Source organism: Actinomycetospora cinnamomea (genome assembly GCF_003096675.1).
Lineage (GTDB): Bacteria > Actinomycetota > Actinomycetes > Mycobacteriales > Pseudonocardiaceae > Actinomycetospora > Actinomycetospora cinnamomea.
Genome location: NZ_QEKW01000001.1, coordinates 189,141 through 214,914, shown reverse-complemented (window position 1 = coordinate 214,914; position 25,774 = coordinate 189,141). Strand labels below are relative to the sequence as shown.

At 73.5% G+C, this 25,774-nt stretch carries 25 protein-coding genes and 1 pseudogene; 13 read left to right on the top strand and 13 right to left on the bottom strand.

Translation table 11 applies throughout. From position 1 onward, the window contains the following. Positions 1-5: 5 nt before the first annotated feature. On the bottom strand, positions 6-134 hold the full coding sequence (locus C8D89_RS30655) for a hypothetical protein (RefSeq protein WP_279323343.1): 129 nt from the start codon (positions 132-134) through the stop codon (positions 6-8). 56 nt (positions 135-190) lie between these two features. Here C8D89_RS30655 and C8D89_RS01075 point away from each other — a divergent pair, with 56 nt between their 5' ends. From C8D89_RS01075 to C8D89_RS01050, 6 genes are all read left to right on the top strand, one after another. After that, positions 191-385, top strand: a complete 195-nt coding sequence (locus tag C8D89_RS01075; protein WP_116706223.1) for a DUF3046 domain-containing protein — start codon at positions 191-193, stop codon at positions 383-385. Positions 386-619: 234 nt separating this feature from the next. Beyond that, a complete protein-coding gene (gene recA / locus C8D89_RS01070; RefSeq protein ID WP_116706222.1) occupies positions 620-2,974 on the top strand; it encodes an intein-containing recombinase RecA in 2,355 nt (784 codons plus the stop codon). 5 nt (positions 2,975-2,979) lie between these two features. Beyond that, complete coding sequence (locus tag C8D89_RS01065; RefSeq protein ID WP_116706221.1) at positions 2,980-3,603, top strand: regulatory protein RecX; 624 nt, start codon at positions 2,980-2,982, stop codon at positions 3,601-3,603. Between the two features lie 243 nt (positions 3,604-3,846). Then, positions 3,847-4,677, top strand: a complete 831-nt coding sequence (locus tag C8D89_RS01060; RefSeq protein ID WP_116706220.1) for a hypothetical protein — start codon at positions 3,847-3,849, stop codon at positions 4,675-4,677. Positions 4,678-4,766: 89 nt separating this feature from the next. Then, positions 4,767-6,797, top strand: a complete 2,031-nt coding sequence (locus C8D89_RS01055) for a fumarate reductase/succinate dehydrogenase flavoprotein subunit (RefSeq protein WP_116706219.1) — start codon at positions 4,767-4,769, stop codon at positions 6,795-6,797. 2 nt (positions 6,798-6,799) lie between these two features. Beyond that, positions 6,800-7,669 (top strand): succinate dehydrogenase/fumarate reductase iron-sulfur subunit, encoded by an 870-nt coding sequence (locus C8D89_RS01050; RefSeq protein ID WP_116706218.1) that lies wholly within the window; start codon positions 6,800-6,802, stop codon positions 7,667-7,669. Positions 7,670-7,733: 64 nt separating this feature from the next. On the opposite strand, the gene C8D89_RS01045 is transcribed toward C8D89_RS01050, so the two are convergent. After that, positions 7,734-7,955 (bottom strand): hypothetical protein, encoded by a 222-nt coding sequence (locus C8D89_RS01045; RefSeq protein ID WP_116706217.1) that lies wholly within the window; start codon positions 7,953-7,955, stop codon positions 7,734-7,736. 121 nt (positions 7,956-8,076) lie between these two features. Here C8D89_RS01045 and C8D89_RS01040 point away from each other — a divergent pair, with 121 nt between their 5' ends. Beyond that, entirely contained in the window at positions 8,077-9,042 is a 966-nt protein-coding gene (locus tag C8D89_RS01040) for a helix-turn-helix domain-containing protein (RefSeq protein WP_116706216.1), read from the top strand. Here the strand turns inward: C8D89_RS01040 and C8D89_RS01035 are convergent. The 5 genes from C8D89_RS01035 to C8D89_RS01015 all read right to left on the bottom strand — a co-directional run bounded on the left by C8D89_RS01035 (position 9,020) and on the right by C8D89_RS01015 (position 12,868). Beyond that, positions 9,020-9,559, bottom strand: coding sequence for a GNAT family N-acetyltransferase (locus C8D89_RS01035; RefSeq protein ID WP_243417680.1), 540 nt, complete (start codon positions 9,557-9,559; stop codon positions 9,020-9,022). The two genes, C8D89_RS01040 and C8D89_RS01035, sit on opposite strands and share 23 nt — an antisense overlap. Continuing rightward, positions 9,556-10,410, bottom strand: a complete 855-nt coding sequence (locus tag C8D89_RS01030; RefSeq protein WP_116706215.1) for an amino acid ABC transporter permease — start codon at positions 10,408-10,410, stop codon at positions 9,556-9,558. Before C8D89_RS01030 ends, C8D89_RS01035 begins: the two co-directional genes overlap by 4 nt. An 83-nt stretch (positions 10,411-10,493) precedes the next feature. Next, positions 10,494-11,138: an amino acid ABC transporter permease gene (locus C8D89_RS01025; protein ID WP_116706214.1), complete on the bottom strand. Its 645-nt coding sequence runs from the start codon at positions 11,136-11,138 to the stop codon at positions 10,494-10,496. A gap of 86 nt (positions 11,139-11,224) precedes the next feature. Then, the gene (locus tag C8D89_RS01020; protein WP_116706213.1) at positions 11,225-12,121 is read right to left on the bottom strand and encodes a glutamate ABC transporter substrate-binding protein; all 897 of its coding nucleotides are present in this window, start codon (positions 12,119-12,121) and stop codon (positions 11,225-11,227) included. Between the two features lie 18 nt (positions 12,122-12,139). Beyond that, a complete protein-coding gene (locus tag C8D89_RS01015; RefSeq protein WP_116706830.1) occupies positions 12,140-12,868 on the bottom strand; it encodes an amino acid ABC transporter ATP-binding protein in 729 nt (242 codons plus the stop codon). Positions 12,869-13,051: 183 nt separating this feature from the next. Between C8D89_RS01015 and C8D89_RS01010 the strand changes: the two genes are divergently transcribed. After that, positions 13,052-13,729: a response regulator transcription factor gene (locus C8D89_RS01010; protein ID WP_116706212.1), complete on the top strand. Its 678-nt coding sequence runs from the start codon at positions 13,052-13,054 to the stop codon at positions 13,727-13,729. A 3-nt stretch (positions 13,730-13,732) separates the two neighbouring features. Continuing rightward, the gene (locus C8D89_RS01005; RefSeq protein ID WP_116706211.1) at positions 13,733-15,163 is read left to right on the top strand and encodes a sensor histidine kinase; all 1,431 of its coding nucleotides are present in this window, start codon (positions 13,733-13,735) and stop codon (positions 15,161-15,163) included. An 82-nt stretch (positions 15,164-15,245) separates the two neighbouring features. On the opposite strand, the gene C8D89_RS01000 is transcribed toward C8D89_RS01005, so the two are convergent. The 3 genes and pseudogenes from C8D89_RS01000 to C8D89_RS31040 all read right to left on the bottom strand — a co-directional run. Beyond that, a complete protein-coding gene (locus C8D89_RS01000) occupies positions 15,246-16,901 on the bottom strand; it encodes an alanine/glycine:cation symporter family protein (protein ID WP_116706210.1) in 1,656 nt (551 codons plus the stop codon). Positions 16,902-16,974: 73 nt separating this feature from the next. Then, positions 16,975-17,490, bottom strand: coding sequence for a TAXI family TRAP transporter solute-binding subunit (locus C8D89_RS30650; protein WP_165825493.1), 516 nt, complete (start codon positions 17,488-17,490; stop codon positions 16,975-16,977). Positions 17,491-17,584: 94 nt separating this feature from the next. After that, positions 17,585-17,953: pseudogene (locus C8D89_RS31040) on the bottom strand (TAXI family TRAP transporter solute-binding subunit); the annotation flags it as partial. Between the two features lie 32 nt (positions 17,954-17,985). On the opposite strand from C8D89_RS31040, the gene miaB reads away from it, so the two are divergent. Continuing rightward, positions 17,986-19,524 (top strand): tRNA (N6-isopentenyl adenosine(37)-C2)-methylthiotransferase MiaB, encoded by a 1,539-nt coding sequence (miaB, locus tag C8D89_RS00985; protein WP_116706208.1) that lies wholly within the window; start codon positions 17,986-17,988, stop codon positions 19,522-19,524. Beyond that, complete coding sequence (locus C8D89_RS00980; protein WP_116706207.1) at positions 19,521-19,952, top strand: Rv2732c family membrane protein; 432 nt, start codon at positions 19,521-19,523, stop codon at positions 19,950-19,952. Before miaB ends, C8D89_RS00980 begins: the two co-directional genes overlap by 4 nt. Positions 19,953-19,960: 8 nt before the next feature. On the opposite strand, the gene C8D89_RS00975 is transcribed toward C8D89_RS00980, so the two are convergent. Continuing rightward, positions 19,961-21,337, bottom strand: a complete 1,377-nt coding sequence (locus C8D89_RS00975) for a DUF349 domain-containing protein (RefSeq protein WP_116706206.1) — start codon at positions 21,335-21,337, stop codon at positions 19,961-19,963. Positions 21,338-21,509: 172 nt separating this feature from the next. Between C8D89_RS00975 and C8D89_RS00970 the strand changes: the two genes are divergently transcribed. Together C8D89_RS00970 and miaA are read left to right on the top strand one after the other, a co-directional pair. After that, entirely contained in the window at positions 21,510-22,229 is a 720-nt protein-coding gene (locus C8D89_RS00970) for a class III extradiol ring-cleavage dioxygenase family protein (protein WP_116706205.1), read from the top strand. Further along, the gene (miaA, locus tag C8D89_RS00965; protein ID WP_116706204.1) at positions 22,229-23,200 is read left to right on the top strand and encodes a tRNA (adenosine(37)-N6)-dimethylallyltransferase MiaA; all 972 of its coding nucleotides are present in this window, start codon (positions 22,229-22,231) and stop codon (positions 23,198-23,200) included. Before C8D89_RS00970 ends, miaA begins: the two co-directional genes overlap by 1 nt. On the opposite strand, the gene C8D89_RS00960 is transcribed toward miaA, so the two are convergent. Beyond that, the gene (locus C8D89_RS00960; protein WP_116706829.1) at positions 23,161-24,987 is read right to left on the bottom strand and encodes an MFS transporter; all 1,827 of its coding nucleotides are present in this window, start codon (positions 24,985-24,987) and stop codon (positions 23,161-23,163) included. The genes miaA and C8D89_RS00960 overlap by 40 nt on opposite strands. Before the next feature lie 149 nt (positions 24,988-25,136). Beyond that, complete coding sequence (locus C8D89_RS00955) at positions 25,137-25,742, bottom strand: acyl-CoA-like ligand-binding transcription factor (RefSeq protein WP_165825492.1); 606 nt, start codon at positions 25,740-25,742, stop codon at positions 25,137-25,139. Positions 25,743-25,774 lie beyond the last annotated feature (32 nt).

Genomic DNA, 25,774 nt, shown 5'->3' with positions numbered 1-25,774 from the left:
GCGGGTCAGCGGCCCCGGTTCTGGAACCACCACCGCAGCAGGACGACCAGCGCCGCGACCAGACCGAGGACCGCGACGACCGTGCCGATGGTGCCGCCGGTCGGGTCGAGGCCGGAGAGGGCGAGGGGGTCCACGCCCCGAGCCTACGGGCCCGACGGGGCGACCCCGCGCGATCACTACGCTGGATCGCGTGCGGCTGACCCACTTCCGCCGGCTCATGGACGACGAGTTCGGCACCGTGCGCGCCGGCTCGATCGCGCGCGACCACGTCTTCGGCGCGCTCGGCGGGCGCACCGTCGAGCAGGCCCTCGAGGACGGGGACGAGCCGCGCGACGTGTGGCGGGCGGTGTGTGCGGAGTTCGAGGTCCCGGTCGAGCGCCGGTGACCGTCCGCGGATGCGACACGCCGGTCGGCGACCGGGGCTCGGTATCGAACACGTGTTCGTCTACGCTGCTCCGTACGGCCCCGGTGCGGCCCCAGCGTCGCCATCGTCCGTCCACAACCGTCCCGTCCGTCCCCAGGGCGGCCGGCTCCGGCACCGCGCTGTCGGACCCTCCGCCTAGCGTCGGCGCCGAGAGTCAGAGCCCTGACACCCCCACCATCGAGCAAGGTGACACCCATGGCACAGGCACCGGATCGCGACAAGGCGCTCGAGCTCGCCCTCGCCCAGATCGACAAGCAGTTCGGCAAGGGCTCGGTCATGCGCCTCGGGGACGAGGGCCGGGCGCCGGTCAACGTCATCCCCACCGGCTCGATCGCGCTCGACGTGGCGCTCGGGGTCGGCGGCCTGCCCCGCGGGCGTGTGGTGGAGATCTACGGCCCGGAGTCCTCGGGCAAGACGACGGTGACGCTGCACGCGGTCGCGAACGCCCAGGCCCAGGGTGGCGTCGCGGCGTTCATCGACGCCGAGCACGCGCTCGACCCGGACTACGCGAAGGCCCTCGGCGTCGACACCGACGCGTTGCTGGTGGCCCAACCGGACACCGGCGAGCAGGCGCTCGAGATCATGGACATGCTGATCCGCTCGAACGCGCTGGACGTCATCGTGGTCGACTCGGTGGCCGCGCTCGTGCCGCGCGCCGAGATCGAGGGCGACATGGGCGACAGCCACGTCGGTCTCCAGGCGCGGCTCATGAGCCAGGCGCTGCGGAAGATCACCGGTGCGCTCAACGCCTCGGGCACCACCGCGATCTTCATCAACCAGCTGCGCGAGAAGGTCGGAGTCATGTTCGGTTCACCTGAGACGACGACGGGCGGCCGCGCATTGAAGTTCTATTCTTCGGTGCGGCTGGATATTCGCCGGATCGAAACCCTGAAAGACGGTGCCGATGCAGTCGGGAACCGCACTCGGGTCAAGGTCGTGAAGAACAAGTGCCTTGCCGAGGGCACGAAGGTTTTCGACCCGGTCACCGGGATCACACATGCGATCGAAGACATCGTCGATGGACGACTGCCGGTGCACGTCGTCGCGTCCGACAAGGCGCGGAGGCTCCACCCGCGTCCTGTTGTCTCATGGTTCGATCAGGGGGACCAGGAGGTCATCGGCCTGCGTCTCCGCGGAGGGCCGGAGCTGTGGGTGACCCCGGACCACAAGGTCCTCACGGAAGACGGTTGGCGGCCGGCGGGCGAGCTCGGTGTCGGCGACCGTGTGGCGAGGCCCCGTGAGTTCGCCGGGTTCGGCACGGAGGAGCCGATGCCTCCGGAGCACGCCCGGCTGCTCGGTTACCTGATCGGGGACGGCTATGTCGGCGGGAGGACCCCGGTCTCCTTCATCAACATCGAGCCTTCCCTGCACGACGACGCCGCGGCTCTGGCGGCCGATCTCGGGTGCGAGGCCCGACGCCGATCCCGCGGACTCGAAGTCGCCTTCTCCCATCGCAAGGGCGAACGGAACGGCGTGCTCGAACTATGTCAGAAGACGGGAATCTGGGGGAAGCTAGCTCCGGAGAAGCAGATCCCGGCCTGCTTCTTCGCTCCCGAGACGTCGGCGGAGGTGGCCGCGAACCTCGTGTTCGGGCTCTTCGAGACCGACGGGTGGGTGGGCCGGGAATCGACCGGGATCCTGCGGCTGGGCTACGCGACCACGTCTGAGCAGCTGGCCCATCAACTGCATTGGTTGCTGCTTCGGTGGGGCATCGGGAGCAGCGTCCGCAAGCGTGACCCTCGAGTCCAGCGCGGCGGCCTCATCCATGGGCGCCGAATCTCCGGTCGTCGGCCGTGTTGGGAGGTTCGCGTTGCGGGTTCAGACAACGTGCGGGCGTTCGCCCAGAACATCCCGATGTGGGGTCCTCGTGGAAAGGTGCTGATCGAGCACCTCGATGAGGACGACGCATCGCGCGAGCGCGGTTCCCAAGCGGTCTACCTCTCCCGAGCGGACAGCGCGCCGGTGCTCGAGCACCTCGCGCGTCGCGGTGTCACGGCCGGAGACGCGGCCTCCCTCATCGGAGAGCGCGCCGGAGATCCGCGAGGAGGGATGCGGCAGGTGCTCGGCGCCGGGCGCATCCGGCGTGACCGTCTGGCCCGCCTCGCGGACGCGCTCGACGACGCGTTCCTGCGTGAGGTGCTGGCCGAGGAGGTCGGCTACGCCGCGGTCGCTGAAGTTCTCCCGGCGCAGCGTCGCCGGACCTTCGACGTGGAGATCGAGGAGCACCACACCCTGGTGGCAGAAGACGTGGTCGTGCACAACTGCGCCCCACCGTTCAAGCAGGCCGAGTTCGACATGATCTACGGTCACGGCATCTCCAAGGAGGGGTCGCTGATCGACATGGGTGTCGAGCAGGCGATCGTGCGCAAGTCCGGGGCCTGGTACACCTACGAGGGCGACCAGCTGGGGCAGGGCAAGGAGAACGCCCGCAAGTTCCTGCGCGACAACCCCGACGTCGCCGACGAGATCGAGAAGCGCATCAAGGAGAAGTTGGGCGTCGGGCCCAAGCTCGACGACGAGGCGCCCGCGCCCGCGCCGGTCGACTTCTGAGCCGGGTGGGTGTCCGCGAAGGGGCCGGGCGGCGCCGGTCGCCGCGGGGGCGCGCGCCGGAGCCGCCCGACCGCGACGGCACCGGCAGCACGCACGCCGCCGGGCCCGATCCCGAGGCCGATCCCGAGTCGGTCGCGCGCACCATCTGCCTGAACCTGCTCACCACCCGCGCCCGGTCCCGCGCCGAGCTGGCCGACGGGCTCGCTCGCAAGGGCGTCGAGGACGACGTCGCCGGGCGCGTGCTCGACCGGCTGGGCGCGGTGGGCCTGGTCGACGACGCCGCGTTCGCCGAGCAGTGGGTGTCCTCGCGGCACCGCCACCAGGGCCTGGGGCGGCGGGCGCTGGCCGACGAACTGCACCGCAAGGGCGTCGACCGCGAGACGGCGACGGCGGCGGTCGACGAGATCGGCCGTGACGACGAGCGGGCGCGCGCCCGGGCGCTGGTGGACCGCCGGCTGCCCTCCCTCGCCCGCCACGACGACGCGGTCGCCGCCCGGCGGTTGGTCGGGATGCTCGCACGCAAGGGCTACGGCGCCGCGGTGGCCTACGACGTGGTCCGCGAGGCCCTCGCCGACCGCGACGACGACACGCTGGAGGCCCTGCGCGACGCGGTCGACCGGGAGGACTGACGCGCCTCCCGGCCGTCCTGTCAGCCCGTCACCGGCACGCCTTCCGGACGATCACCGGAGTGGCCATCATCACGGGCCGACAGGGGGGTGACCGGCGCGACACGGAGGTTTGACGCGTCGTAGTGTGCGGCGCACCACAGGGCGTCGCCCTGCCGGGTCCCGATCGTCGGTCGCCGTCCAGCACGGGCGCAGTGGCCGTCACCCGGCCGGCGACGCCGTCGACGCAGACGAGGACCGGGTGCCGTGACCACCACACACGACTCCGGGACGTACCGGCCGCCGGCGCCGGGCCGCCCCGACATCCGCCAGCGCACGCTGCGCCAGGACCGCTGGTGGCTGCCGCCGCTGGCCAACGCGCTGGGGCTCGCGACGTTCGTCGTCTACGCGACGATCCGGTCGTTCTGGGGCTCGGCGTACTACGTCGAGCAGTACCACTACCTGTCGCCGTTCTACTCGCCGTGTCTGAGCGCGTCGTGCATCCAGGACGCCAGCCACTTCGGCCAGATCCTCCCGCAGTTCCCGCCGTGGATCCCGCTGGCGATCATTTCGCTGCCGTTCCTGCTGGCGTTCCGTGTGACCTGCTACTACTACCGGAAGTCGTACTACCGAGCGTTCTGGGCGTCGCCACCCGCGTGCGCCGTCGCCGAGCCGCACGGCCGGTACACCGGAGAGACGCGCTTCCCGCTGATCCTGCAGAACGCGCACCGGTACTTCTTCTACATCGCGTTCGTCATCACGATCATCAACACCTACGACATGGTGATCGCGTTCCAGAGCGGCACCGGGGACGCCGCGACGTTCGGTCTGGGCCTGGGCAACATCGTCCTGCTGGTCAACGTCGTGGCTCTGTGGCTCTACACCCTGTCGTGCCACTCCTGCCGGCACGTCACCGGAGGCCGGCTCAAGCACTTCTCCCGGGCGCCGGCGCGGTACTGGATGTGGACCCAGCTCTCGAAGCTCAACGCCCGGCACATGCTCTACGCGTGGATCTCGATCGGCACCCTCATCGCCACCGACCTCTACATCGCGCTCGTGGCCAGCGGGACCATCTCCGATCTGCGGATCCTGAACTGATGGACGCGCCACGAGAGCACGGAGAGGAGGCCGCCGTGTCGAACCCAGGACACCCGAGCACCGAGGGGATGTCCCCTGCCGAGGGGACGATGGCGTCCGACGCCGTCGCGCACGAGGCGGGCACCACGGTGGACGCCCCGGTCACCCACCACACCTACGACGTCCTCGTCATCGGGGCCGGCGGCGCCGGGCTGCGGGCCGCGATCGAGGCCCGGTTGCGGGGCAAGCGGGTCGCGATCATCTGCAAGTCGCTGTTCGGCAAGGCCCACACGGTCATGGCCGAGGGCGGGATCGCGGCGTCGATGGGCAACGCGAACCCGAACGACAACTGGGAAGTGCACTTCCGCGACACCATGCGCGGGGGCAAGTTCCTCAACAACTGGCGGATGGCCGAGCTGCACGCCAAGGAGGCGCCGCAGCGCGTCTGGGAGCTCGAGACCTACGGCGCGCTGTTCGACCGCACCGCCGAGGGCAAGATCAGCCAGCGGAACTTCGGCGGCCACCAGTTCCCGCGCCTGGCCCACGTCGGCGACCGCACGGGTCTCGAGCTGATCCGCACGCTGCAGCAGAAGATCGTCTCGCTGCAGCAGGAGGACTTCGCCCGCACGGGCGACTACGAGTCCGACCTCGCGGTCTTCCACGAGTACACGATCACCGAGCTGCTCAAGGCCCCGGGCGAGCGGAGCGACGGGAAGGATGGAGTCGACCGGATCGCCGGCGCCTTCGGCTACCGCCGGCCCACCGGCGAGCTCGTCTGCTTCCACTCCGCGGCGGTCGTTCTCGCCACGGGCGGGGTCGGCAAGTCGTTCAAGGTCACGAGCAACTCCTGGGAGTACACCGGCGACGGCCACGCGCTGGCCCTGCGGGCCGGCGCGAAGCTGCTGAACATGGAGTTCGTCCAGTTCCACCCCACGGGGATGGTCTGGCCGCCCAGCGTCAAGGGCATCCTCGTGACCGAGTCGGTCCGGGGAGACGGCGGCGTCCTCAAGAACTCCGAGGGCGAGCGCTTCATGTTCAACTACATCCCCGAGGTGTTCCGCGAGCAGTACGCCACCAGCGAGGACGAGGGCGACCGCTGGTACACCGACGCGGACAACAACCGCCGGCCGCCGGAGCTGCTGCCGCGCGACGAGGTCGCCCGTGCCATCAACAACGAGGTCAAGGAGGGCCGCGGCTCCCCGGCCGGCGGCGTCTACCTCGACGTCTCCAGCCGCATGTCGGCCCAGGAGATCACCAAGCGGTTGCCGTCGATGTACCACCAGTTCAAGGAGCTGGCCGACGTCGACATCACCGCCGGGCCGATGGAGGTCGGGCCGACCTGCCACTACGTGATGGGCGGGGTCGAGGTCGACCCGGACACCGCGGCGTCCGCGGTGCCGGGGCTCTTCGCCGCGGGCGAGGTCGCGGGCGGGATGCACGGGTCCAACCGGCTGGGCGGCAACTCCCTGTCCGACCTGCTCGTCTTCGGCTGCCGCGCCGGCGCGGGAGCGGCGGCCTACCTCGACACGCTCACCGGTGTGCCGTCGGTGAGCGACGAGGCGCTGCAGTCCGCTCGCGAGGACGTCGAGCGCCCGATCCACAACTCGGGCGGCGAGAACGCCTACACGGTGCACCAGGAACTGCAGCAGACGATGAACGACCTCGTCGGCATCATCCGCAAGGCCGACGAGATGGAGCTGGCGCTCAAGAAGCTCCACGAGCTGCGCGACCGCATCCCGCGGGTGGCCGTGGACGGGCGCCGGGCCTACAACCCGGGCTGGCACCTCGCGCTCGACCTGCGCAACATGCTCATGGTCAGCGAGTGCATCGCGATGGCGGCGCTCGAGCGCCAGGAGAGCCGTGGCGGCCACACCCGCGACGACTATCCGACGATGGACGAGAACTGGCGTCGCGAGCTGCTCGTCTGCTCGCTGCGCGACGGCGAGGTGATCCTGGAGCACCAGGGGCAGCCGGCCATGCGCTCGGACCTGTTCGACCTCTTCGAGCTCGACGAGCTGAAGAAGTACTACACCGGCGACGAGCTGGGCGGGCACCGGTCGGACGCCCCGCCCCGGCAGTCGCGGGGCACCGAGGGCGCCGGCGGCGACCCGGGCGGCGAGATCACCGGAGGGGGAGCGTAGGCATGGGCTACCAGGCGCAGTTCAAGGTCTGGCGCGGCGACGCGACCGGCGGCGACTTCGTCGACTACCGCGTCGAGGTCGAGGAGGGCGAGGTCGTCCTCGACATCATGCACCGGCTGCAGGCCACCCAGGCCGGCGACATGGCGGTGCGGTGGAACTGCAAGGCCGGCAAGTGCGGGTCGTGCAGTGCCGAGGTCAACGGGCGCCCGCGGTTGATGTGCATGGCGCGCATGTCGACCTTCACCGAGGACGAGACGATCACGGTGGCGCCGATCCGGACGTTCCCGGTGATCCGTGACCTCGTGACCGACGTCGACTTCAACTATCACAAGGCGCGCGAGGTCCCGGCGTTCGCGCCGCCGGAGGACCTCGCGCCCGGCGAGTACCGGATGGCGCAGGTCGACGTCGACCGCTCGCAGGAGTTCCGCAAGTGCATCGAGTGCTTCCTGTGCCAGAACGTCTGCCACGTGGTGCGCGACCACGAGGAGAACAAGGAGCCGTTCGCCGGCCCGCGCTATCTCATGCGGATCGCCGAGCTGGAGATGCACCCGCTCGACGTGCGTGATCGGCAGGAGGCCGCGCAGGACGACCACGGCCTCGGCTACTGCAACATCACCAAGTGCTGCACCGAGGTGTGCCCGGAGCACATCAAGATCACTGACAACGCGCTGATCCCGATGAAGGAGCGCGTGGCCGACCGCAAGTACGACCCCCTGGTGTGGCTCGGGCGCAAGATCTTCAAGCGGCAGGACCTCGAGCGGCGCGACGCGACCGGTGCCCGCTCGCTCGATCACCCCGGCCCGGACAACGGGTCGGCACTGCCCGCCGACGAGATCGGGCACGTCGAGCCGCGGGGGAGCGCCCAGGCCTGAGCGCGACGCCGGGCACGGCCGACCGTCGTGGGGCGGGTCGTGCCCGGTGCCGCCCGGTCCTCAGCTACCGGGGTAGGGCCCGCTCGACGCGGGCGACCACGGGCGAGGTGCGGTCCAGCTCCCGCAGGCCGCGCACGACGTCAACGGCCAGCCCGATGGCGAGGTCCGACGGCGTCCGGGTGCCGATCGGACGGCGCTCGCGATCGGGGACCGCGCCGCGGCCGATCACGGCGAGGGCGGCGACGACGAGAGCGAGCATCAGGACGCTGGCGAAGGCGGTGGCCATGGCGGCCTCCTCGGGGCGCGGACCGGAATGGCGGTCGTGAGCAGGACGGGGACGAGCCTGCGCCGCGTCCGGGCCCGTCGACAGTGGCAGCGATGCCAGGTCGGCGAGATATCCTGCCAACGTGCTCAGGGACGTCGTCGCCCTCGTCGAGGGCCGCATCCATCCGTTCGAGCTCGGGGTCGTCAGCGAGGTCTTCGGGATCGATCGGGCGGACGACGGCGTGCCGCCGTTCGACTTCGCGGTCGCCGGAGCCTCCGCCGCGGAGCTCCCCGGGCCGGGCGGGACGTCGTTGCGGGTCACGCACGGGCTCGAGCGCCTCCAGACCGCGGACCTGGTCGTGGTGCCGGCGTGGGAGACCGACGCCGCGGAGCTCCCCGCCGGGGTGGCCGAGGCGCTCCACGCCGTCCTCGACCGCGGAGCGCTGCTGCTGAGCGTGTGCTCCGGGGTCTTCCTGCTCGCCGTGGCGGGGTTGCTCGCCGACCGGGAGGTGACCTGTCACTGGCACCACGCCGCGCAGCTGGCGCGGCGGTTCCCGCAGCTGCGGGTGCGGCCGGACGAGCTCTACGTCGACACCGGGCAGGTCATCACGAGCGCCGGGACGGCAGCGGGCATCGACGCCTGCCTGCACGTCGTCCGCCGCGAGCTCGGGGCGGACATCACCAACCGCATCGCGCGCCGCATGGTCGTGCCCCCGCACCGCGAGGGCGGGCAGGCGCAGTACGTCCGTCTGCCCGTCCCCGACGGCGCGCGGGTCGGTGACGACCTCGCGCCGCTGCTGGAGTGGATGGAGGCCCACCTGGGCACGTCGATGACGGTCGCCGACCTCGCCCGGCGCGCCCGCCTCTCCCCGCGGACCTTCGCCCGCCGCTTCACCGAGGCGACGGGCACGACCCCGGTCCGCTGGCTCGTCCGCCAGCGCGTCCTGCGTGCCCAGCAGCTGCTCGAGCAGGACCGGCTGTCGATCGACGAGGTCGCGCGCCACAGCGGGTTCTCCTCGGTGGAGCTGCTGCGCCACCACTTCACGCGCGAGACCGGCACCACGCCCACGGGCTACCGGCGCGCCTTCAGCCTCCGCGCCGTCCCGTGACCGGCCCCACGTCGCGGCGCATCGCGGTGCGCGGCCAGCGGTCGAGGCCCCGGGCGACCTCGGTGCGACGGACGGCCCGCAGCTCCGGACCGAGCTCGTCGTCCGCGACCGGGCGGAAGCCCAGCCGCGCGTAGTACGGCGCGTTCCACGGCACGTCGGTGTAGGTGGTCAGCGTGAGCGCGGAACGACCGGCCTCGCGGGCGCGGCGGGCGAGGTCCTCGACCAGCTGCGCGCCGTGGCCCCGGCGGGCCGCGCGCGGGTGCACGGAGACCTGCTCGAGGTGCGCGTCGCCGTCGACGACGTCGTCGAGGAGGTAGGCCACCACGGCACCGCCGTCCTCGAGCACCCACAGGCCGCCGCGGTCGCGCCCGCCGGCGAGCACCTCCGCCGACGGCGGCGGGTCGTCGGCGACCGCATCCATCCCGAGCTCGCGGAAGGCGGCACCCGCGGCGACCTCGATCGCCTGCAGGTCGGGGACCTCGTCGCGGCGGGCCGGACGGATCCTGCCGCGGCTCACGCGTCGTCGGGCCGCTCGGCGGCGACGGCGATGGCGGTCGGGCTGCGGCGGGTGCGCCGCTCGAGCCAGGACGCCAGGGCCGAGAGCATCAGGCACAGCGCGATGTAGATGACCGCGACCACCATCGCCACGGGGATCAGAGGTGAGTTGAGGGCCGCGTTCGAGCCGAGGAACTGGGCCTGGAAGAGCAGCTCGGGGTAGAGGATGAGGAAGCCGAGCGCGGAGTCCTTGAGCAGCACCACGAGCTGGCTGACGATCGAGGGAAGCATCGAGCGCACGCCCTGGGGCAGCAGCACGAAGCGCATGACCCCGGACTTGCGCAGGCCGAGCGCGTAGGCGGCCTCGGACTGCCCCCGCGGCACCGCGAGCACCCCTGCCCGGAACACCTCGGCGAGCACCGACCCGTTGTAGAGGGTCAGGCCCAGCACCACGGCGGCGTAGGTCGTGACGGTGACCCCGATCGAGGGCATGCCGTAGTAGAAGATGAACATCAGCACGACCAGCGGGACGGCGCGGAAGGCCTCGACGACGAAGGTGGCGATCCGGCGCAGCCAGGCGTGGTCGGAGAGGCGCCCCAGGGCGAACACCGCGCCGAACACCAGCGCCAGCACCGCGCCGGACGCGAACGCCCGCAGCGTGTTCCACAGGCCGTCGAGGAGGGCCAGCTGCACGTTCTCGTACAGCACCCACTCCCACACGTCCGCGTCGAACTGCCCGGTCACGGCCAGGCGGACGATGATGAAGACCACGAGGGCGGCGACCACGGCGAGGGTGACGACGCCCGCGACGGCGTTGCGGGCCCGCGCCCGCGGGCCGGGGACGTCGAACAGGACCGCGGTCGGGGCGCTCACGGTGTCGACTCCTTCGTTCGCAGGCTCACGGTGCCGACTCCCTCGTTCGCAGGCTCACGGTGTCGACTCCCTCGTTCGCAGGCTCACCGGGCCACGCTCCAGCGCTTCTCGAGCCGGCGCTGCAGCACCGTCAGGGGGACGACGAGGATGACGAACCCGAGCGCCACCCACAGCAGCGCGACGAGGGTGGAGCCGCCCTGCTCGTTGACGGCGCGGTAGAAGCCGCCGGCCTCGAACACGGAGAACCCGGCCGCGACCGTGGTGTTCTTCAGCAGCGCGATCTGGACGCTGGTGAGCGGGGGGACCACGGTGCGGACCGCCTGGGGCAGGACCACGAGGGTCAGCGTCGGCAGGAAGGCGAGGCCGAGCGCGCGCGCCGCCTCGGCCTGACCCTCGGGCACGGTGCTGATCCCGCCCCGGACGGTCTCGCACACGAACGCCGCGGTGTAGAGCGAGAGCCCGATGACGGCGAGGACGAAGAACGGGAGGTCGAAGAAGATGCGCGGGAACCCGAGCGCGAAGAAGAACAGGACCAGGGTCAACGGGGTGTTCCGCAGCAGCGTCACGTAGCCGGTGCCGACCGCCCGCATCGCCGGCACGGGACTGACCCGCAGGGCGGCGAGCAGGACGCCCAGCACCAGCGAGGCGATCGCGGAGAGCACGAAGAGCCCGATCGTCCCGCCGAATCGGGTCAGGAACTGGTTCAGGTTGTCGAGCAGGACGTCCATGCGGTTGGCCTCCTTCGTCGGCCCCGTGAGTGCTTGTCCGTGCCAGGGCACGGACAAGCACTCACGAGCGCGCAGCGCAAACGCCCCTAGTAGCGCTCGATGGTCGGGGGCGTGGGGGCCGGGGTGCCGGACTGGCCGAGCGTCTGGTCGTAGAGCCGCTGCCACGTGCCGTCGTCGATGGCGGTCTGGAGGATGTCGTTGACCTTGTTCCGCAGGGCGACGTCGTCGCGGGGCAGGCCCACGCCGTACGGCTCCTCGGAGAACACCTGCCCGACGACGCGCAGCTCGCCGGGGGTCTGGGCGGCGTACCCGGCGAGGATGGCGTTGTCCGTGGTCACGGCGTCGACCTGGCCGGAACGCAGGGCGTCGACGCACTGCGAGTAGTTCTGGAACTCGACCACGTTCTGGGTCAGGTTCTGCTCGCGCACCCGCTGGATCGGCGTGGAGCCGGTGGCCGAGCACACCCGCTTGCCCTGCAGCGTCTGCGGCCCGGTGATCGACTGGTCGTCGGCACGGACGAGGAGGTCCTGGCCGGCGACGAAGTACGGGCCGGCGAAGCCGACGCGCTGCTTGCGGCTGTCGTTGATCGTGTACGTCCCGACGTACATGTCGACGTCGCCTCGCGAGATCGCGTCCTCCCGTGCCGCCGACGGCACGACGCGGTACTCGATCTGCTCGGGTGCGAAGCCCAGGCCGGCGGCGACCATGCGGCCGATCTCGACGTCGAACCCGGTGTACTGACCGGAGGTCGGGTCCTGCAGGCCCAGGCCCGGCTGGTCGTTCTTGACCCCGAGGATCACGCGTCCCCGCTGCTGCATCGCGGCGAACGTCGGCGAGCCTGGCACCTGGACGTTCTGGGCGACCGGCACACCGGCGACCGGCTGCGCGCCAGGGCTGCCCTCGCGGCCGCACGCGGCGCCGAACGCCATCGCGAGCACCGCGAGGAGCACGCCGAGGGACCGGAGCGAGACGAGGCGTCTCATGACGGCTCCTTCCGAGAACTAGTGGGTGAGGATCTTCCCGAGGAAGTCACGGGCCCGTTCGGTGGCGGGCCGGGAGAAGAAGCTGTCGGGCGTCGTGTCCTCGACGATCTCGCCGCCGTCCATGAACACCACGCGGTGCGCCGCCCGCCGGGCGAAGCCCATCTCGTGGGTCACCACGACCATGGTCATCCCGTCGCGCGCGAGGTCGGACATGACCTCGACGACCTCGCCGACCATCTCCGGGTCGAGCGCCGAGGTCGGCTCGTCGAAGAGCATCACCTTGGGCTGCATGGCCAGCGCGCGGGCGATGGCCACGCGCTGCTGCTGGCCGCCGGAGAGCTGAGCCGGGTACTTGCCGGACTGGTCGCCGATGCCGACCCGGTCGAGCAGGGCGCGGGCGCGCTCCTGGGCCTCGCTCTTCGACACGCCGCGCACGCGGACCGGCGCGAGCGTGATGTTGTCGAGGATCGTCATGTGGGCGAAGAGGTTGAACTGCTGGAACACCATGCCCACGTCGGCGCGCACCTTCGCGAGCTCGCTCCCCTCGGCCGGCAGCGCCACGCCGTCGATCTCCACGATGCCGCTGTCGATCGGCTCGAGGCGGTTGATCGCCCGGCACAGCGTCGACTTGCCCGACCCCGACGGGCCGAGCACGACGACCACCTCGCCACGGGCGACCTCGAGGTCGATGTCGCGCAGGACGTGGAGGTCACCGAAGTGCTTGTCGACCCCCGCCATGCGCACCATCGGCGGGCTGCTGGCCCCCGCGGTCTCGTCGCTCATCTGCGCCGGCCCTCCGCTCCGTCGGACACCGTCCGGTGCCGCGGAAGGTGCCAGTGCGCTGAGCTGGGCGTCCACGCTCTTGAGGAAGACTTAGGGTTGCCGCCCGGCTCCGCAACGCGGCCGACACCGGCGGGAGGAGGGTCAGGGGTGCGGGTGCTCGTGGTGGAGGACGACGACCGCGTCGCCGCGGCCCTGCACGCCGCCCTCGCGCGGCACGAGATCCAGGTCGAGCGCGTCGCCCACGGCCTCGCCGTGCTGCCCCGGCTCGCCGGGGTCGACGTCGTGCTGCTCGACCTCGGCCTGCCCGACGTCGACGGCCTCGAGGTGTGTCGGCGCATCCGCGAGGTGGGCGACGTCCCGGTCATCGTGGTCAGCGCCCGGGGCCGGGTGGACGAGCGCATCGCCGGGCTGCACCACGGCGCCGACGACTACCTCGTCAAGCCCTACGACATCGGCGAGCTCGTCGCCCGCATCCACGCCGTGCGCCGGCGCCGGGGGACCGTGGCCCCGACGCCCGCCGACGGCGTCGTCGAGCTCGGCGGGGGCGTCGTGCTGGACCGCGCCCGCCACGTGCTCACCGTCGACGGTGCCGCGGTGCCGCTCTCGCGCAAGGAGTTCGCCGTCCTCGCCCTGCTCGCCGACGCGGACGGGGCGGTGTGCACCCGCGACCGGCTCGTGGCCGAGGTGTGGGGCCAGCGGTGGCCCGGCGCCGATCGCACGCTCGACGTGCACGTCGCCACCCTGCGCACCAAGCTCGGTCGGCCCGGCATGGTGGCGACGGTGCGCGGGGTCGGTTACCGGCTGGCGGCCGGCACGGGGACGTGAGCGGTGCGCGCCCGGCTGCTCGTCGTGTTCTCGGTGCTGACCGGGCTGCTCCTGCTGGGGCTCGGGCTGCCGCTGGCGGCGGCGTCGGCCTCGGCGGCGACGTCGCGCCTGTTCGCCGACCGGCTCGGCGACACCACGCGCTTCGCGGCGCTGGCGCAGCGGGCGGTCAGCGACGACGACCCGGGCGCGCTCGCCGCCGAACTCGGGCGCTACGACGAGCTCTACGGGATCGCCGCGGTGGTGCTCGACCGCGACGGCCGGGTGCTGGCCGCCTCGCGCCCGGAGGTGCCCGGGGCGTCGGTCCGCCGGGTGGAGCTCGCGCTCGCGGGGCAGCGCTCGGAGACGCCGGCCACGGTGTGGCCGTGGGACGCGGACCCGCTGCTGCTGGCCGAGCCCGTCCTGGTCGGCGGCGAGGTCCGCGGCGCCGCGGTCACCGTCTCACCGACCGCGCCAGCCCGCGCGGAGACGCTGCGGGCGTGGGCCGCGCTGGCCGGAGCGGGCCTCGTGGCGCTCGGCGGCGCCGCGGCGCTCGCGGTGCCGGTGGTGCGCTGGATCCTCGCGCCGGTCGAGAGCCTCGACGAGGGCACCGCGCAGGTCGCCGCCGCGGTGCGCGCCGGCCGGGCGCCACGGCCGGTGGGTGACGGCCGCGGGCCCCCGGAGCTGCGGCGCCTCAGCCGGCACTTCGACCAGATGGCCGCCGGCGTGACGCACGCGCTGGAGTCGCAACGCGCGTTCGTCGCCGACGCCGGGCACCAGCTGCGCAACCCGTTGACCGCGCTGCGGTTGCGGCTGCAGAACGTCGGGGCGGCGCTCGCCGCGCCCGACGCCCGCGTGGACGACGACCTGCGCGAGGAGCACGGGGCCGCGCTGGAGGAGACCGACCGGCTCGCCGGGGTGCTCGACGCGTTGCTCGACCTCGCGCGCGCCGAGGGCCGGCCCGTCCACCCCGTACCGGTGCGCGTCGACCCCGTGCTCGCCGACCGGCTGGAGGCCTGGCGGGTGCTCGCCGAGCACGACGGGCTGGCGCTCGCGCGGCGGGGGCCCGGCGGCCTGGTCATCAGCTCCGATCCGCTGCTGCTCGCGACGGTGCTCGACGCGGTCCTCGACAACGCCCTCAAGTACTCGCCGCCGGGCGGCGAGGTCGTGATGACCACCGCGCGCGTCGACGGGCGGGTGGAGATCGCGGTGCGCGACCACGGCCCCGGCCTCGCCCCGGACGAGCTCGCCCGGGCGACCGACCGGTTCTGGCGCGGGGCCACGACGGCGAGCGACACGGGGAGCGGTCTCGGCCTCGCCATCGCCGCGCGCGGCACCGAACGCGGCGGCGGCGAGCTCGCCCTCGAGCTCCCCGACGACGGCGGACTGCGGGTGGTGCTGCGCTTCCCGGGGCCGGCCGCGGCGCGCCCGCCCGCCGAGCCCCTCCCGGGCGGCTGAGCGCCGCCCGGGAGGGCACGGCCGTCGGTCCTGCTCGTCGGTCCTGCTCGTCGGTCCTGCTCGCCGGTCCTGCTCGCCGGTCCTACTCGGAAGGCGCCGTGGCGGAGCCGGCGGAACCGGCGTCCGCGCCGCCCCCCGTGCGCGCGGCCAGCGCCCGGCGGTCCGCCGGGCTCATCTCGACGAGCTCGCCGCTGCGGCGCGCGTCCCGGAAGGCCTTGACCTCCTCCTTGACCACCGGGGCGAGGATGTACAGACCGATGATGTTGACCAGGGCCAGCAGGAAGAGCACCGAGTCGGCGAAGTCGAGGACCGCACCGAGGGTGAGCACCGACCCGACGACGATGAAGAAGCAGTAGACGCCGTAGTAGGTGCGCTCCGAGAGCGGGCTGCGGCCGAAGAGGTAGCCCCAGGCCTTCAGCCCGTAGTAGCCCCACGTGATCATGGTGGAGATCGCGAAGAGGGCGACCGCCAGCGCGAGGACGTACGGGAACCAGGGCAGCACGGTCTCGAACGCGGAGGACGTGACGGTGACGCCGGCCGGGTCGGCGTCCTGGGTGGCGTAGGCGATCTGGGCCTCGCGCCAGTACGGCGTGTTCGCGACGATGATCGTCAGCGCGGTCATGGTGCAGATCACGACGGTGTCGATGAAGGGCTCGAGGAGCGCGACGTAGCCCTCGGTCACCGGCTTGCGGGTCTTCACCGCGGAGTGCGCGATCGGCGCGGAGCCCAGGCCTGCCTCGTTGGAGAACGCGGCGCGCTGGAAGCCGACGATCAGGGCGCCGATGGCACCGCCGACGACCCCGGCACTGGTGAAGGCGCCCACGAAGATCGCCTGGATCGCCTGCGGGATGAGCGGGGCGTTCACGATGATCACGGTGAGGCACGCCGCGACGTAGATGATCGCCATGGCCGGCACGAGGCGGCTGGTGACCCGCCCGACCGACCGCGCACCACCGAAGATGATCCAGCCGACGACCACGGCGAGCACGATCCCGAAGATCAGCGCGGCACCGTCCCCGCCCAGGAAGCCGGTCTCGCCGCCGGTGACGTCCGTGAGCTGGGCGAAGGTCTGGTTGGCCTGGAACATGTTCCCGCCGGCCACGCCGAAGAACAGGATGAAGATCGCGGCGAGCACGGCCAGGACCTTGCCCAGGTTGCGTCCGAAGGTCGTGGGCATGCGCTCGGCCAGGCCCTTGCGCAGGTAGTGCATCGGGCCACCGGAGACCGTGCCGTCCGCGTGGTACTCCCGATAGCGGACGCCGAGCGTGCACTCGACGAACTTCGTGCACATGCCGAGCAGGCCGGCCATGATCATCCAGAACGTGGCCCCGGCGCCGCCGATGGTCATGGCCACGCCGACGCCGGCGATGTTGCCCAGCCCGACCGTGCCGGAGACGGCCGAGGTCAGCGCCTGGAAGTGCGGGATCTCGCCGGGCTCGTCGTCGCCGGTGTACCGCCCGCGGGCGATCTTGATGGCGAGCCGGAAGTTCCGGAACTGGGGGGCCGCGAAGTAGATCGTGAAGATGATCGCGGCGACGATCAGCCAGGCCACGATCCAGGGGAAGGAGGCGTCGCCGCCGAGCGGGACCTCGGCGAAGACGAAGGCGGACAGGCCGTCGGAGATCGGCGTGAACACGGCGTCGATGGCGTCCTCGATGCTGGCGAGGACGCCGGACGAGGCCCCCTCGGCGGATGCGAGGACGTCCGGTGTGGGTACGGACGCGACGAGATCGGACATGACCGCAGAGTGACGCACGTTTCACACCCCAGGATCAAGGGCGCCACACAGATCGTCACGAGCATGTCAGCATTCACGGACCTGCCAACCCTTTCGCGGCGCGGAAGGCGGCCCGCGCTCCGGCGTGCAGGGCAACGGGTTGCGTGCCGATGGCGCTGCGGGCATCGATGCTGCGTCCGGCCGGATCCGCCTGGGCGAGGATCGCGCGGCGATCGAGCATGGCCCGGGTCAGCGGCTCGGCCAGGGCCGGGGCCATGTCCGCCGTGACCAGCAGGACGTTGCGCACCGAGGCCGTGCTCACCGGGTCGGCGAGCCCGTAGGTCCCGGCCGGGACGGTGGTGACGTCGTAGACGGGGTAGCGGGTGCGCAGGCGCACGGTCTCCTCGCCGAGATCGAGCAGGCGCACCGGGCGGGTGGCGGCGATCCGGTCGACGCCCGCGGTCGGGACGCCGCCGGACCAGAAGAAGGCGTCGATCTCGTCGCGCTCGAGGGCGGCCACCGAGTCGCCGAGCCCCAGCATCACCGCACTCATGTCGCGCTCGGCGGTCAGGCCCACGGTGGCGAGCAGGCGCGGGGCGATGACGAGCACCCCGGAGTTGCGGGCGCCGACCGATACCCGGGCGGCCCGCGAGGTCGGCGAGGCGTCGGATCGGAGACTCCGCGGGGACCACGACGTGGATCGCGTCGTCGTGCACACGGGCCAGCGCCTGCAGCGGGTGGCGGGGACGCGCGCCGTCGACCGCCCCGTCGACCGCGACGTCGGCGGCGCAGAACGCGACCCGGGCGCGCCCGGAGACGAGCATGCCGACGTTGTCCACCGAGCCCTCGCTGCCCAGCACCCCCGTCGCCACCCCGGGGTCGGCGGCCCACAGCGCCGCCAGCGCCTCGCCGAGGCGCCGGTAGACGCCCTGCCGGCCCCCGGTGGCCACCACGACGGGCGCCTCCCCGGCGGCCGGTCCGGCGCAGCCCGCGGCCGCCGCGCCGGCCAGCGTCAGGACACCGCTGAGGGCACTGCCGAGCACCGCGCGCCGGGAGAGCACCACACGCGGCATCGTGGCACCCCGGACGCCTACCCTGGACCCCGATGACCGCAGGACACGGAGCGCCCCGCTTCCACATCCGCACGCACGGGTGCCAGATGAACGTGCACGACTCCGAGCGCCTGGCCGGGGTGCTCGAGGAGGCGGGCTACGAGCACACCGCGGACGCGGACGGCGCCGATCTCGTCGTGTTCAACACCTGCGCGGTCCGCGAGAACGCCGACAACAAGCTCTACGGCCAGCTCGGACGCCTCGCCCCGGAGAAGGCCCGCCGGCCGGGGATGCAGATCGCGGTCGGGGGCTGCCTGGCGCAGAAGGACCGCGAGACGGTGGTGCGCAGGGCGCCGTGGGTCGACGTCGTCTTCGGCACCCACAACACCGGGTCCCTGCCGGCCCTGCTCGATCGCGCCCGCCACAACGGCGAGGCCCAGGTCGAGATCCTCGAGGCGCTCGAGACCTTCCCGTCGCACCTGCCGGCCCGCCGCGACTCCTCCTACTCGGGGTGGGTGTCGATCTCGGTGGGCTGCAACAACACGTGCTCCTTCTGCATCGTGCCGTCGCTGCGCGGCAAGGAGGTCGACCGGCGGCCCGGGGAGATCCTCGCGGAGGTCGAGGCGCTGGTCGCCGAGGGCGTGCTCGAGGTGACGCTGCTGGGCCAGAACGTCAACGCCTACGGCGTCTCGTTCGACGACCGCGCCAGCGGGCGCACCGCGTTCGCCGACCTGCTGCGCTCCTGCGGGCACGTCCAGGGCCTCGAGCGGGTGCGGTTCACCAGCCCGCACCCGCGTGACTTCACCTCCGACGTCATCGCCGCCATGGCCGAGACGCCGAACGTCTGCCCGCAGCTGCACATGCCGCTGCAGTCGGGCTCGGACCGCGTGCTCAGGGCGATGCGCCGCTCCTACCGCGCGCGGCGCTACCTCGACATCGTGGACGACGTGCGCGGGGCCCTCCCCGACGCGGCGCTGACCACCGACATCATCGTCGGTTTCCCCGGCGAGACCGAGGAGGACTTCGCCGAGACGCTGCGCGTCGTCGAGGCCTCGCGCTTCAGCCAGGCCTTCACCTTCCAGTACTCGCCGAGGCCGGGGACGCCCGCGGCGACGCTGCCCGACCAGGTGCCCAAGGCCGTCGTGCAGGACCGCTACGACCGCCTCGTCGCGCTCCAGGAGGGGATCTCCCTGGAGCTCAACCGGGAGCAGGTCGGCCGCGAGCTCGAGCTCATCGTCTCGACGGGCGAGGGGCGCAAGGACACCGCGACGCGGCGCATGAGCGGGCGCGCCCGCGACGGGCGCCTCGTGCACTTCACCCCGGTCGGGCCCGCGGTCGAGGGAACCGTGCGTCCCGGAGACGTCGTCACCGTCCGCGCGACGTACGGCGCGCCGCACCACGTGGTCGCCGACGGTGCCGTCCTGTCCCACCGCCGCACGCGCGCCGGCGACGCTCACGAGGCCGGGCAGCGGCCGACCACCCCGCGCACCACCGGGCTCGGCCTGCCGGCCCTCGGCCCGCCCGCCCCCGAGGCCACGGCGAGCGTCCCCTCCGCCGGGTGCTCGGCGGCCCTGCAGGAGGTCTCGTCATGACCGAACCACACACCGACACCCGGCCGGTCCCGGGCGCCCGCGTCGACTTCGGCCCCGGCGTCCTCCTCGCCGCGGTCGCCGTGCTCGTCCTGCTCCTCGCCGCGATCCTGCCCTGGACGGGGCTGGGCGCCTCGGGCTGGGAGGTCGTGCTCGGCCGTCCCGGCGTCACCGGGCTGCCGCGCCTGTTCGGCACGCTCGCGGTGGTCTTCGGCGTGGTCGGCACCGCCGTCACGCTGCTCACCGCGCGCTGGCCCGCCGTCTTCGTCACGGCCGCGGGGTGCGCGATCACCTCGGTCACCGGCCTGTGGGCCGTGTGGTCACAGAACACCAGCGCCGGCGACGGCCCGGGCGTGGGCCTGTTCCTGGCCCTGCTGGCGATGTTCGTGCTCACCGCCCGCTGGGCGGGCTACGCCTTCTCCCGGCAGTAGGCGCGCGCCTACCGGGCCGCCTGCTCGGCCGCGGCGAGCCACTCGCGCCACTGCGCGGCCTGGCGCTCGGCCTCGCGCGCACGGCGGGTGTCGCCGGCCGCGTGGGCCTTGGCAGCCTGGGCCTCGAACCCCTCGACGCGGGCGCGGAACTGCGCGACCCGGGCCTCCGTCTCGGGGTCGGTGGCCTGCCAGCGGCGGTCGACAGCGGCCCGGACGCGGTCCTCGACCTCCTTGAGCCGCGCCGAGAGCTCCCGCACCCGCTCGCGCGGCACCTTCCCGATCGCGTCCCAGCGCTCCTGCACGTCGCGCAGCGCCGCCCGCGCGGCGTCGACGTCGGACACGTCGATGCGCGCGGCCTCGGCGAGCAGCTCCTCCTTGGCGCGCGCGTTGCCCTCGAACTCCGCGTCGCGGGCCGAGAAGGCCTCCGAGCGGCGGGAGAAGAACGTGTCCTGCGCGCCCCGGAACCGCGCCCACAGCGCGTCGTCGGCGTCCTTGCTGGTGCGCCCGGCCGCCTTCCACTCGGCCATGAGCTCCTTGTAGCGCCCGGCGGTCGGGCCCCAGTCGGTCGAGTCGGTGAGCGACTCCGCCTCGACGACGAGCTCCTCCTTGCGGGCCTTCGCGGCCGAGCGGGCGCGGTCGAGCTCGGCGAAGTGCGCGCCGCGGCGGCGCGCGAAGGTCTCGCGGGCGCGGGAGAACCGCTTCCACAGGGCGTCGTCGGTCTTGCGGTCGATGCCCTTGACCGCCTTCCACTCCTCGATCATCGCCGAGAAGCGGTCGCCGGCGTGCTTCCAGCGCGTGGTCTCCTCGGCCAGCGACTCGGCCTCGGCGATGAGGGCCTCCTTGCGGGCCACGGCGTCGTCGCGGGCGCCCGCACGGGCCGCGCGCTCGGCCTCCTCGGCCCGCTCGGCGGCGGCCACCACGGCGTCCAGCCGCGCGGCGAGCCCCACGACGTCGCCGACCACGGCGGCGTCGGCGAGGCGTTCGCGCAGGGACGTCGCGCTGCGCAGCGCGGCCCGGGCGTCACCGCGACCCGTGGTGAGGCGCCGGACGAGCAGGTCGACCTCGGTGCGCAGGTCGTCGAACCGCAGGGCGAAGTGGGCCAGGCCCTCCTGGGCGTCGCCGGCCTGCCACGAGCCGACCGCTCGCTCGCCGTCCGCGGTGCGGACGTAGACCGTGCCGTCGTCGTCCACCCGCCCCCAGCGCCAGGGCTCGCCGGCCGCCGACGCCACGGACGGGAAGCTCGGCGCCGGCGAGCCCGCCGGGCCCGGCTCCGGCGTCGTCGAGGCCGGCGGGCCCGTTGGGGCGTGGTCGCCGGAGCCGCCGGACACCGTCCCGCCGGCTCCGTCGGCTCCGTCCACGAGGCCCGGAGCCTGCTCGTCGGTCATCGGCCCCGACACCTCCTGCTCCTACGGTCCGGGCATTCAAGCAGGTGGGACGACCGCGCAGGAACTCCCTTCCCCCGCCCTCGGGTCCGGCTCCGCCCCGCGGTGTCTCCCGCCGCGGGCGCCACCGGGTCGAGCCGTGCCGAGGTCCCCGCCCCCGATTAGCCTCGGTCCGGTGATCGCGACGGCGGCGGTGGTGCCCCACCCGCCCCTGCTGGTGGCCGAGCTCGCCGGCGCCGCGGCGCGGGAGACGGCCGCCCTGCGCGACGCCTGCCGCGAGGCCGCCGCGCACCTCGCGGCCGCGGGCGACCACTGGATCGCCGTGGGCGCCGCGCCCACGGCCTCGCGCCACCCGCCGGGCACCTGCGGCACGTTCGCGGGCTTCGGTGTCGACGTGCGGGTGGCGCTCGGCGGGGCCGACCCCGCGGCCGAGCCCGACCGGGAGCTGCCGCTACCGGTCCTCGTGGCCGGCTGGCTGCGCGAGCAGGCCGGCTCGGCGGGCGACCGGGTGCGCATCGACGCGCACGTCCTGCCCTCCGGCACCGCGCCGCAGGACGCGCGGCGGGCGGGGGAGGAGCTCGCCGCGAGCAACGGTCACGGGGACGCGGTGCTGCTCGTGCTCGCCGACGGGGCGGCCACCCACACCCCGAGAGCCCCGGGCGCGCTCGACGAGCGCGCGGCCGGCTACGACCGGGCCGTCGCCGACGCCCTGGCCGCCGGTGACGCCGCCGTGCTCGCCGGTCTCGACCCGGGACTGTCGGACGCCCTGCTGGTCGGGGGCCGGGTGCCGTGGCAGGTGCTCGCCGGCGCCCTGCCCGGGCCGTCGTCGGCGCGCCTCGTGCACTCGTCCGCGCCCTACGGTGTCGCGTACCACGTGGCGTTGTGGGAGGGCTGATGGCGGCGGGCAGCGCAGCGGTGCGCCCGATCGCCCTGGTCGGTCCCACGGCCACCGGGAAGTCCGACCTTGCGCTCGACCTCGCCCAGGCGCTCGCCCGGCGCGGGGCGGATGCGGAGGTCGTCAACGCCGACGCGATGCAGCTCTATCGCGGGATGGACATCGGCACCGCCAAGCTGCCGCCCGGGCAGCGGCGCGGCGTGCCGCACCACCTGCTCGACGTCCTCGACGTCACCGAGACCGCCACGGTCGCGGCCTACCAGCGCGACGCGCGCGCCGCCGTGGACGCGGTGCGGGCCCGCGGACGCGTGCCGCTGGTGGTCGGCGGCTCGGGGCTCTACGTGCAGGCCGTGCTCGACGACCTCGAGTTCCCGGGCACCGACCCGAGGCTGCGCGCCCGGCTGGACGACGACCTGGCGACGCTCGGGCCGGCCGCGATGCACGCCCGCCTCGCCGCCCGCGACCCGGACGCCGCCCGCGGCATCCTCGCCAGCAACGGCCGGCGCATCGTGCGTGCCCTCGAGGTCGTCGAGCTCACCGGCCGGCCGTTCGCGGCGAGCCTGCCCCGCCCCGGCGTGCCCCGGCACGACGCCCTGCTCGTGGGCCTCGACCGCGACACCGACGTGCTCGACGACCGGATCGCCGCCCGCGTCGACGGGATGCTGGCCGCGGGCCTGGTCGACGAGGTGCGGGCGCTCGCGGAGCGCGGGCTGCGCGAGGGCGTGACCGCCTCGCGGGCCGTCGGCTACCGCGAGGTGCTCGCCCACCTCGACGGCGCGTTCGACCTCGACGAGGCCCGCCGGCGCACCGTCGTCGCCACCCGGCGGCTGGTGCGCCGCCAGCGCTCGTGGTTCCGCCGTGACGACCGCGTCCGGTGGCTCGACGCCGCCGCCCCCGACGTCGTCGCCGTGGTGCTCGGGCGGTGGGATCGTCAGGAGCCCGCGACCGGCGCCCCGTCCCGACGGGCGTGACGCCCGGCGTCGACCGCTCCGTCCATTACGACGTCGCGGTACTGCGCCCCTGCGGACCCGCCGAGCGCCTCGACGTGCGGCGTGCCCCGCCACTGCACGACGAGCAGGTGCGGGCGCCCCGGCGCGGACGCGTGCACCGCGTAGCGCCCGTCGTGGTCCGCGACGGCGCGGCCCAGCTGGCGCCCGGCCGTGTCGACCACCGTCAGCACCGCCTCCGGGGCGGGTGCGCCGTCGTGGCGGACGGTGCCCGACAGGGACGGGCGTCGTCGCGGCGACGTCGCCGGCGCGGTCTCGGGGTCCTCGACCGGGGGCGCCGCCGCCGGCTCCTCCTCGGGGAGGTCGATCGTGTGGCGCAGCGGGACCTCGCGCAGTCCGAGGATCGCGAGGAGGGCGACCGCGGCGACCGGCGCGGCCGCGAGGAAGAGCAGCGCGATGGAGTCGCCGTAGGCGTTCTCGACCACGCCGCGGACCGGGGCCGGCAACGCGGTCAGGTCCGGGATCCGGCCGCCGGAGGACGCGGTGGCCGAGGCCGGGATGCCGAGCCTCGCCAGCCCGTCGCTGATCGCGCCGGTGACGTGCGAGCTCAGCAGGGCGCCGAGAGCGGCCACGCCGGCGGCACCGCCGAGCGAGCGGAAGAACGCGACCGCGGAGCTGGCCGCGCCCATCTCACTCATCGCCACCTGGTTCTGCACCGCGAGCACGAGGTTCTGCTGCGTGGCGCCGACACCGAGGCCGACCATGGCCATGAACACCGCGAGCAGCGGGTAGGGCGCGGTCGCGCTGACGAAGAGGCCCTCGAGCAGGAGACCGGCGGTGAGCAGGACGCCGCCGCCGACGAGGTAGGGCTTCCACCGCCCGTAGCGTGTGATCAGCTGGCCGACGACGGTCGACGACACGAACAGGCCGCCGATCATCGGCAGTGTCAGCAGCCCGGCCTCGGTGGCCGTCGCCCCGCGGGCGAGCTGGAAGAACTGGCTCAGGTAGATCGTCGAGCCGAACATCGCGACACCGACGGCCAGGCCGGCGACCGTCGCGAGCGCGACCGTGGGGTTGCGGAACAGGTGCAGCGGCACGATCGGCTCGCGCACCCGCGACTCCACCACCACGGCGAGGACGAGGGCCACGACGCCACCGCCGACCCACGCCGCCGAGGCCCACGAGCCCCAGGGGAACTGGTGGCCGGCGAGCGAGGTCCAGACGAGCAGGGCCGAGACGCCCGCGGCGATGAGGACGGCGCCGAGGTAGTCGATGTGCACCTCACGCCTGACCGTCGGCACCGTCAGGGTGCGCTGCAGCACGACGAGCGCCACGACGGCGATCGGGACGGTGACGTAGAAGCACCAGCGCCATCCGATGGTGTCGACGATGACGCCGCCGATCAGCGGGCCGCCCACGGTCGCCACGGCCATGATCGCGCCGAGGTAGCCGGCGTACCGGCCGCGCTCGCGCGGCGGGATGATCGCGGCGATCACGACCTGGGCCAGCGCCATGAGCCCGCCCATCCCGAGGCCCTGGATCACGCGGAACCCGATGAGCTCGGCGGTGTCCGTCGTGAGGCCGCAGAGCATCGATCCGACGATGAACGTCGTGATGGCGATCTGGACGAGCAGCTTCTTGGAGAAGAGGTCGGCCAGCTTGCCCCAGATCGGCGTGGACGCGGTCATCGCCAGCAGCGACGCCGTCACCACCCACGTGTACTGCGCCTGGGTGCCGCCGAGGTCGGCGAGGATCCGCGGCAGCGCGTTCGACACGATCGTCGAGGACAGGATGGCCACGAAGAGGGCCATGAGCAGGCCCGACAGCGCCACGAGGACGTGACGTGTGGTGGGGGGAGCGGACGTCGGGGTCGGGCTGGACGGCGACGTCGCGGGCGCGGACACGGGTGGGCTCTCCGGAGGCGAGGGGGCGGCGGGGGCGCGCGGGACGGGGGAGCGGGTCAGGGCGCCCGCGACGGCGGGTGGCCGAGACCGGTCGTGAGCAGGTCCAGGGCCTCGTCGATGCCGTCCGCGAGCTCGGTGCGGCCGTCGGAGTCGAGCCAGCGGGTGGTGGCGACCCGGGTCGCGGCCATGACCGCGGTGGCGGTGAGCGCCGGGTAGAGGTCGTCGGCGCCCATGCCCGCGCGCTCGGCGATGACCGCCGCGAGGCGTTGCTCGATCGCGGCGTAGGCGGCCAGCTGGTGGGGCACCAGGGCCGGGTTCGCGCGGACGAGGCGGACCTGCCGCACCCACTCCTTCCGGCGCGCGCCGGGCTCGCCGAGCATCGCGCGGGTGACCGCCCGGACCGACTCGAGCACCGGCTCGTCGGCGGGCCGCGTCGCGAGCCGGTCGACCATCTCGCCGGCGCGCTCGAGGTCCGCCGCGACGACGGCCTCCTCCTTCGAGGAGAAGTAGTTGAAGAACGTCCGCGGGGAGACGTCGGCGGCCTCGGCGATCTGCTCGACGGTGACCTCGGCCAGCCCGTGGCGGACCGCGAGCTCCAGGGCGGCGGCGCCGAGGGCACGCCGCGTCCGCAGCTTCTTGCGCTCGCGCAGTCCCGTGGTCACGGCGTCGACCCTACGCGCGAACTTGCAGAGTC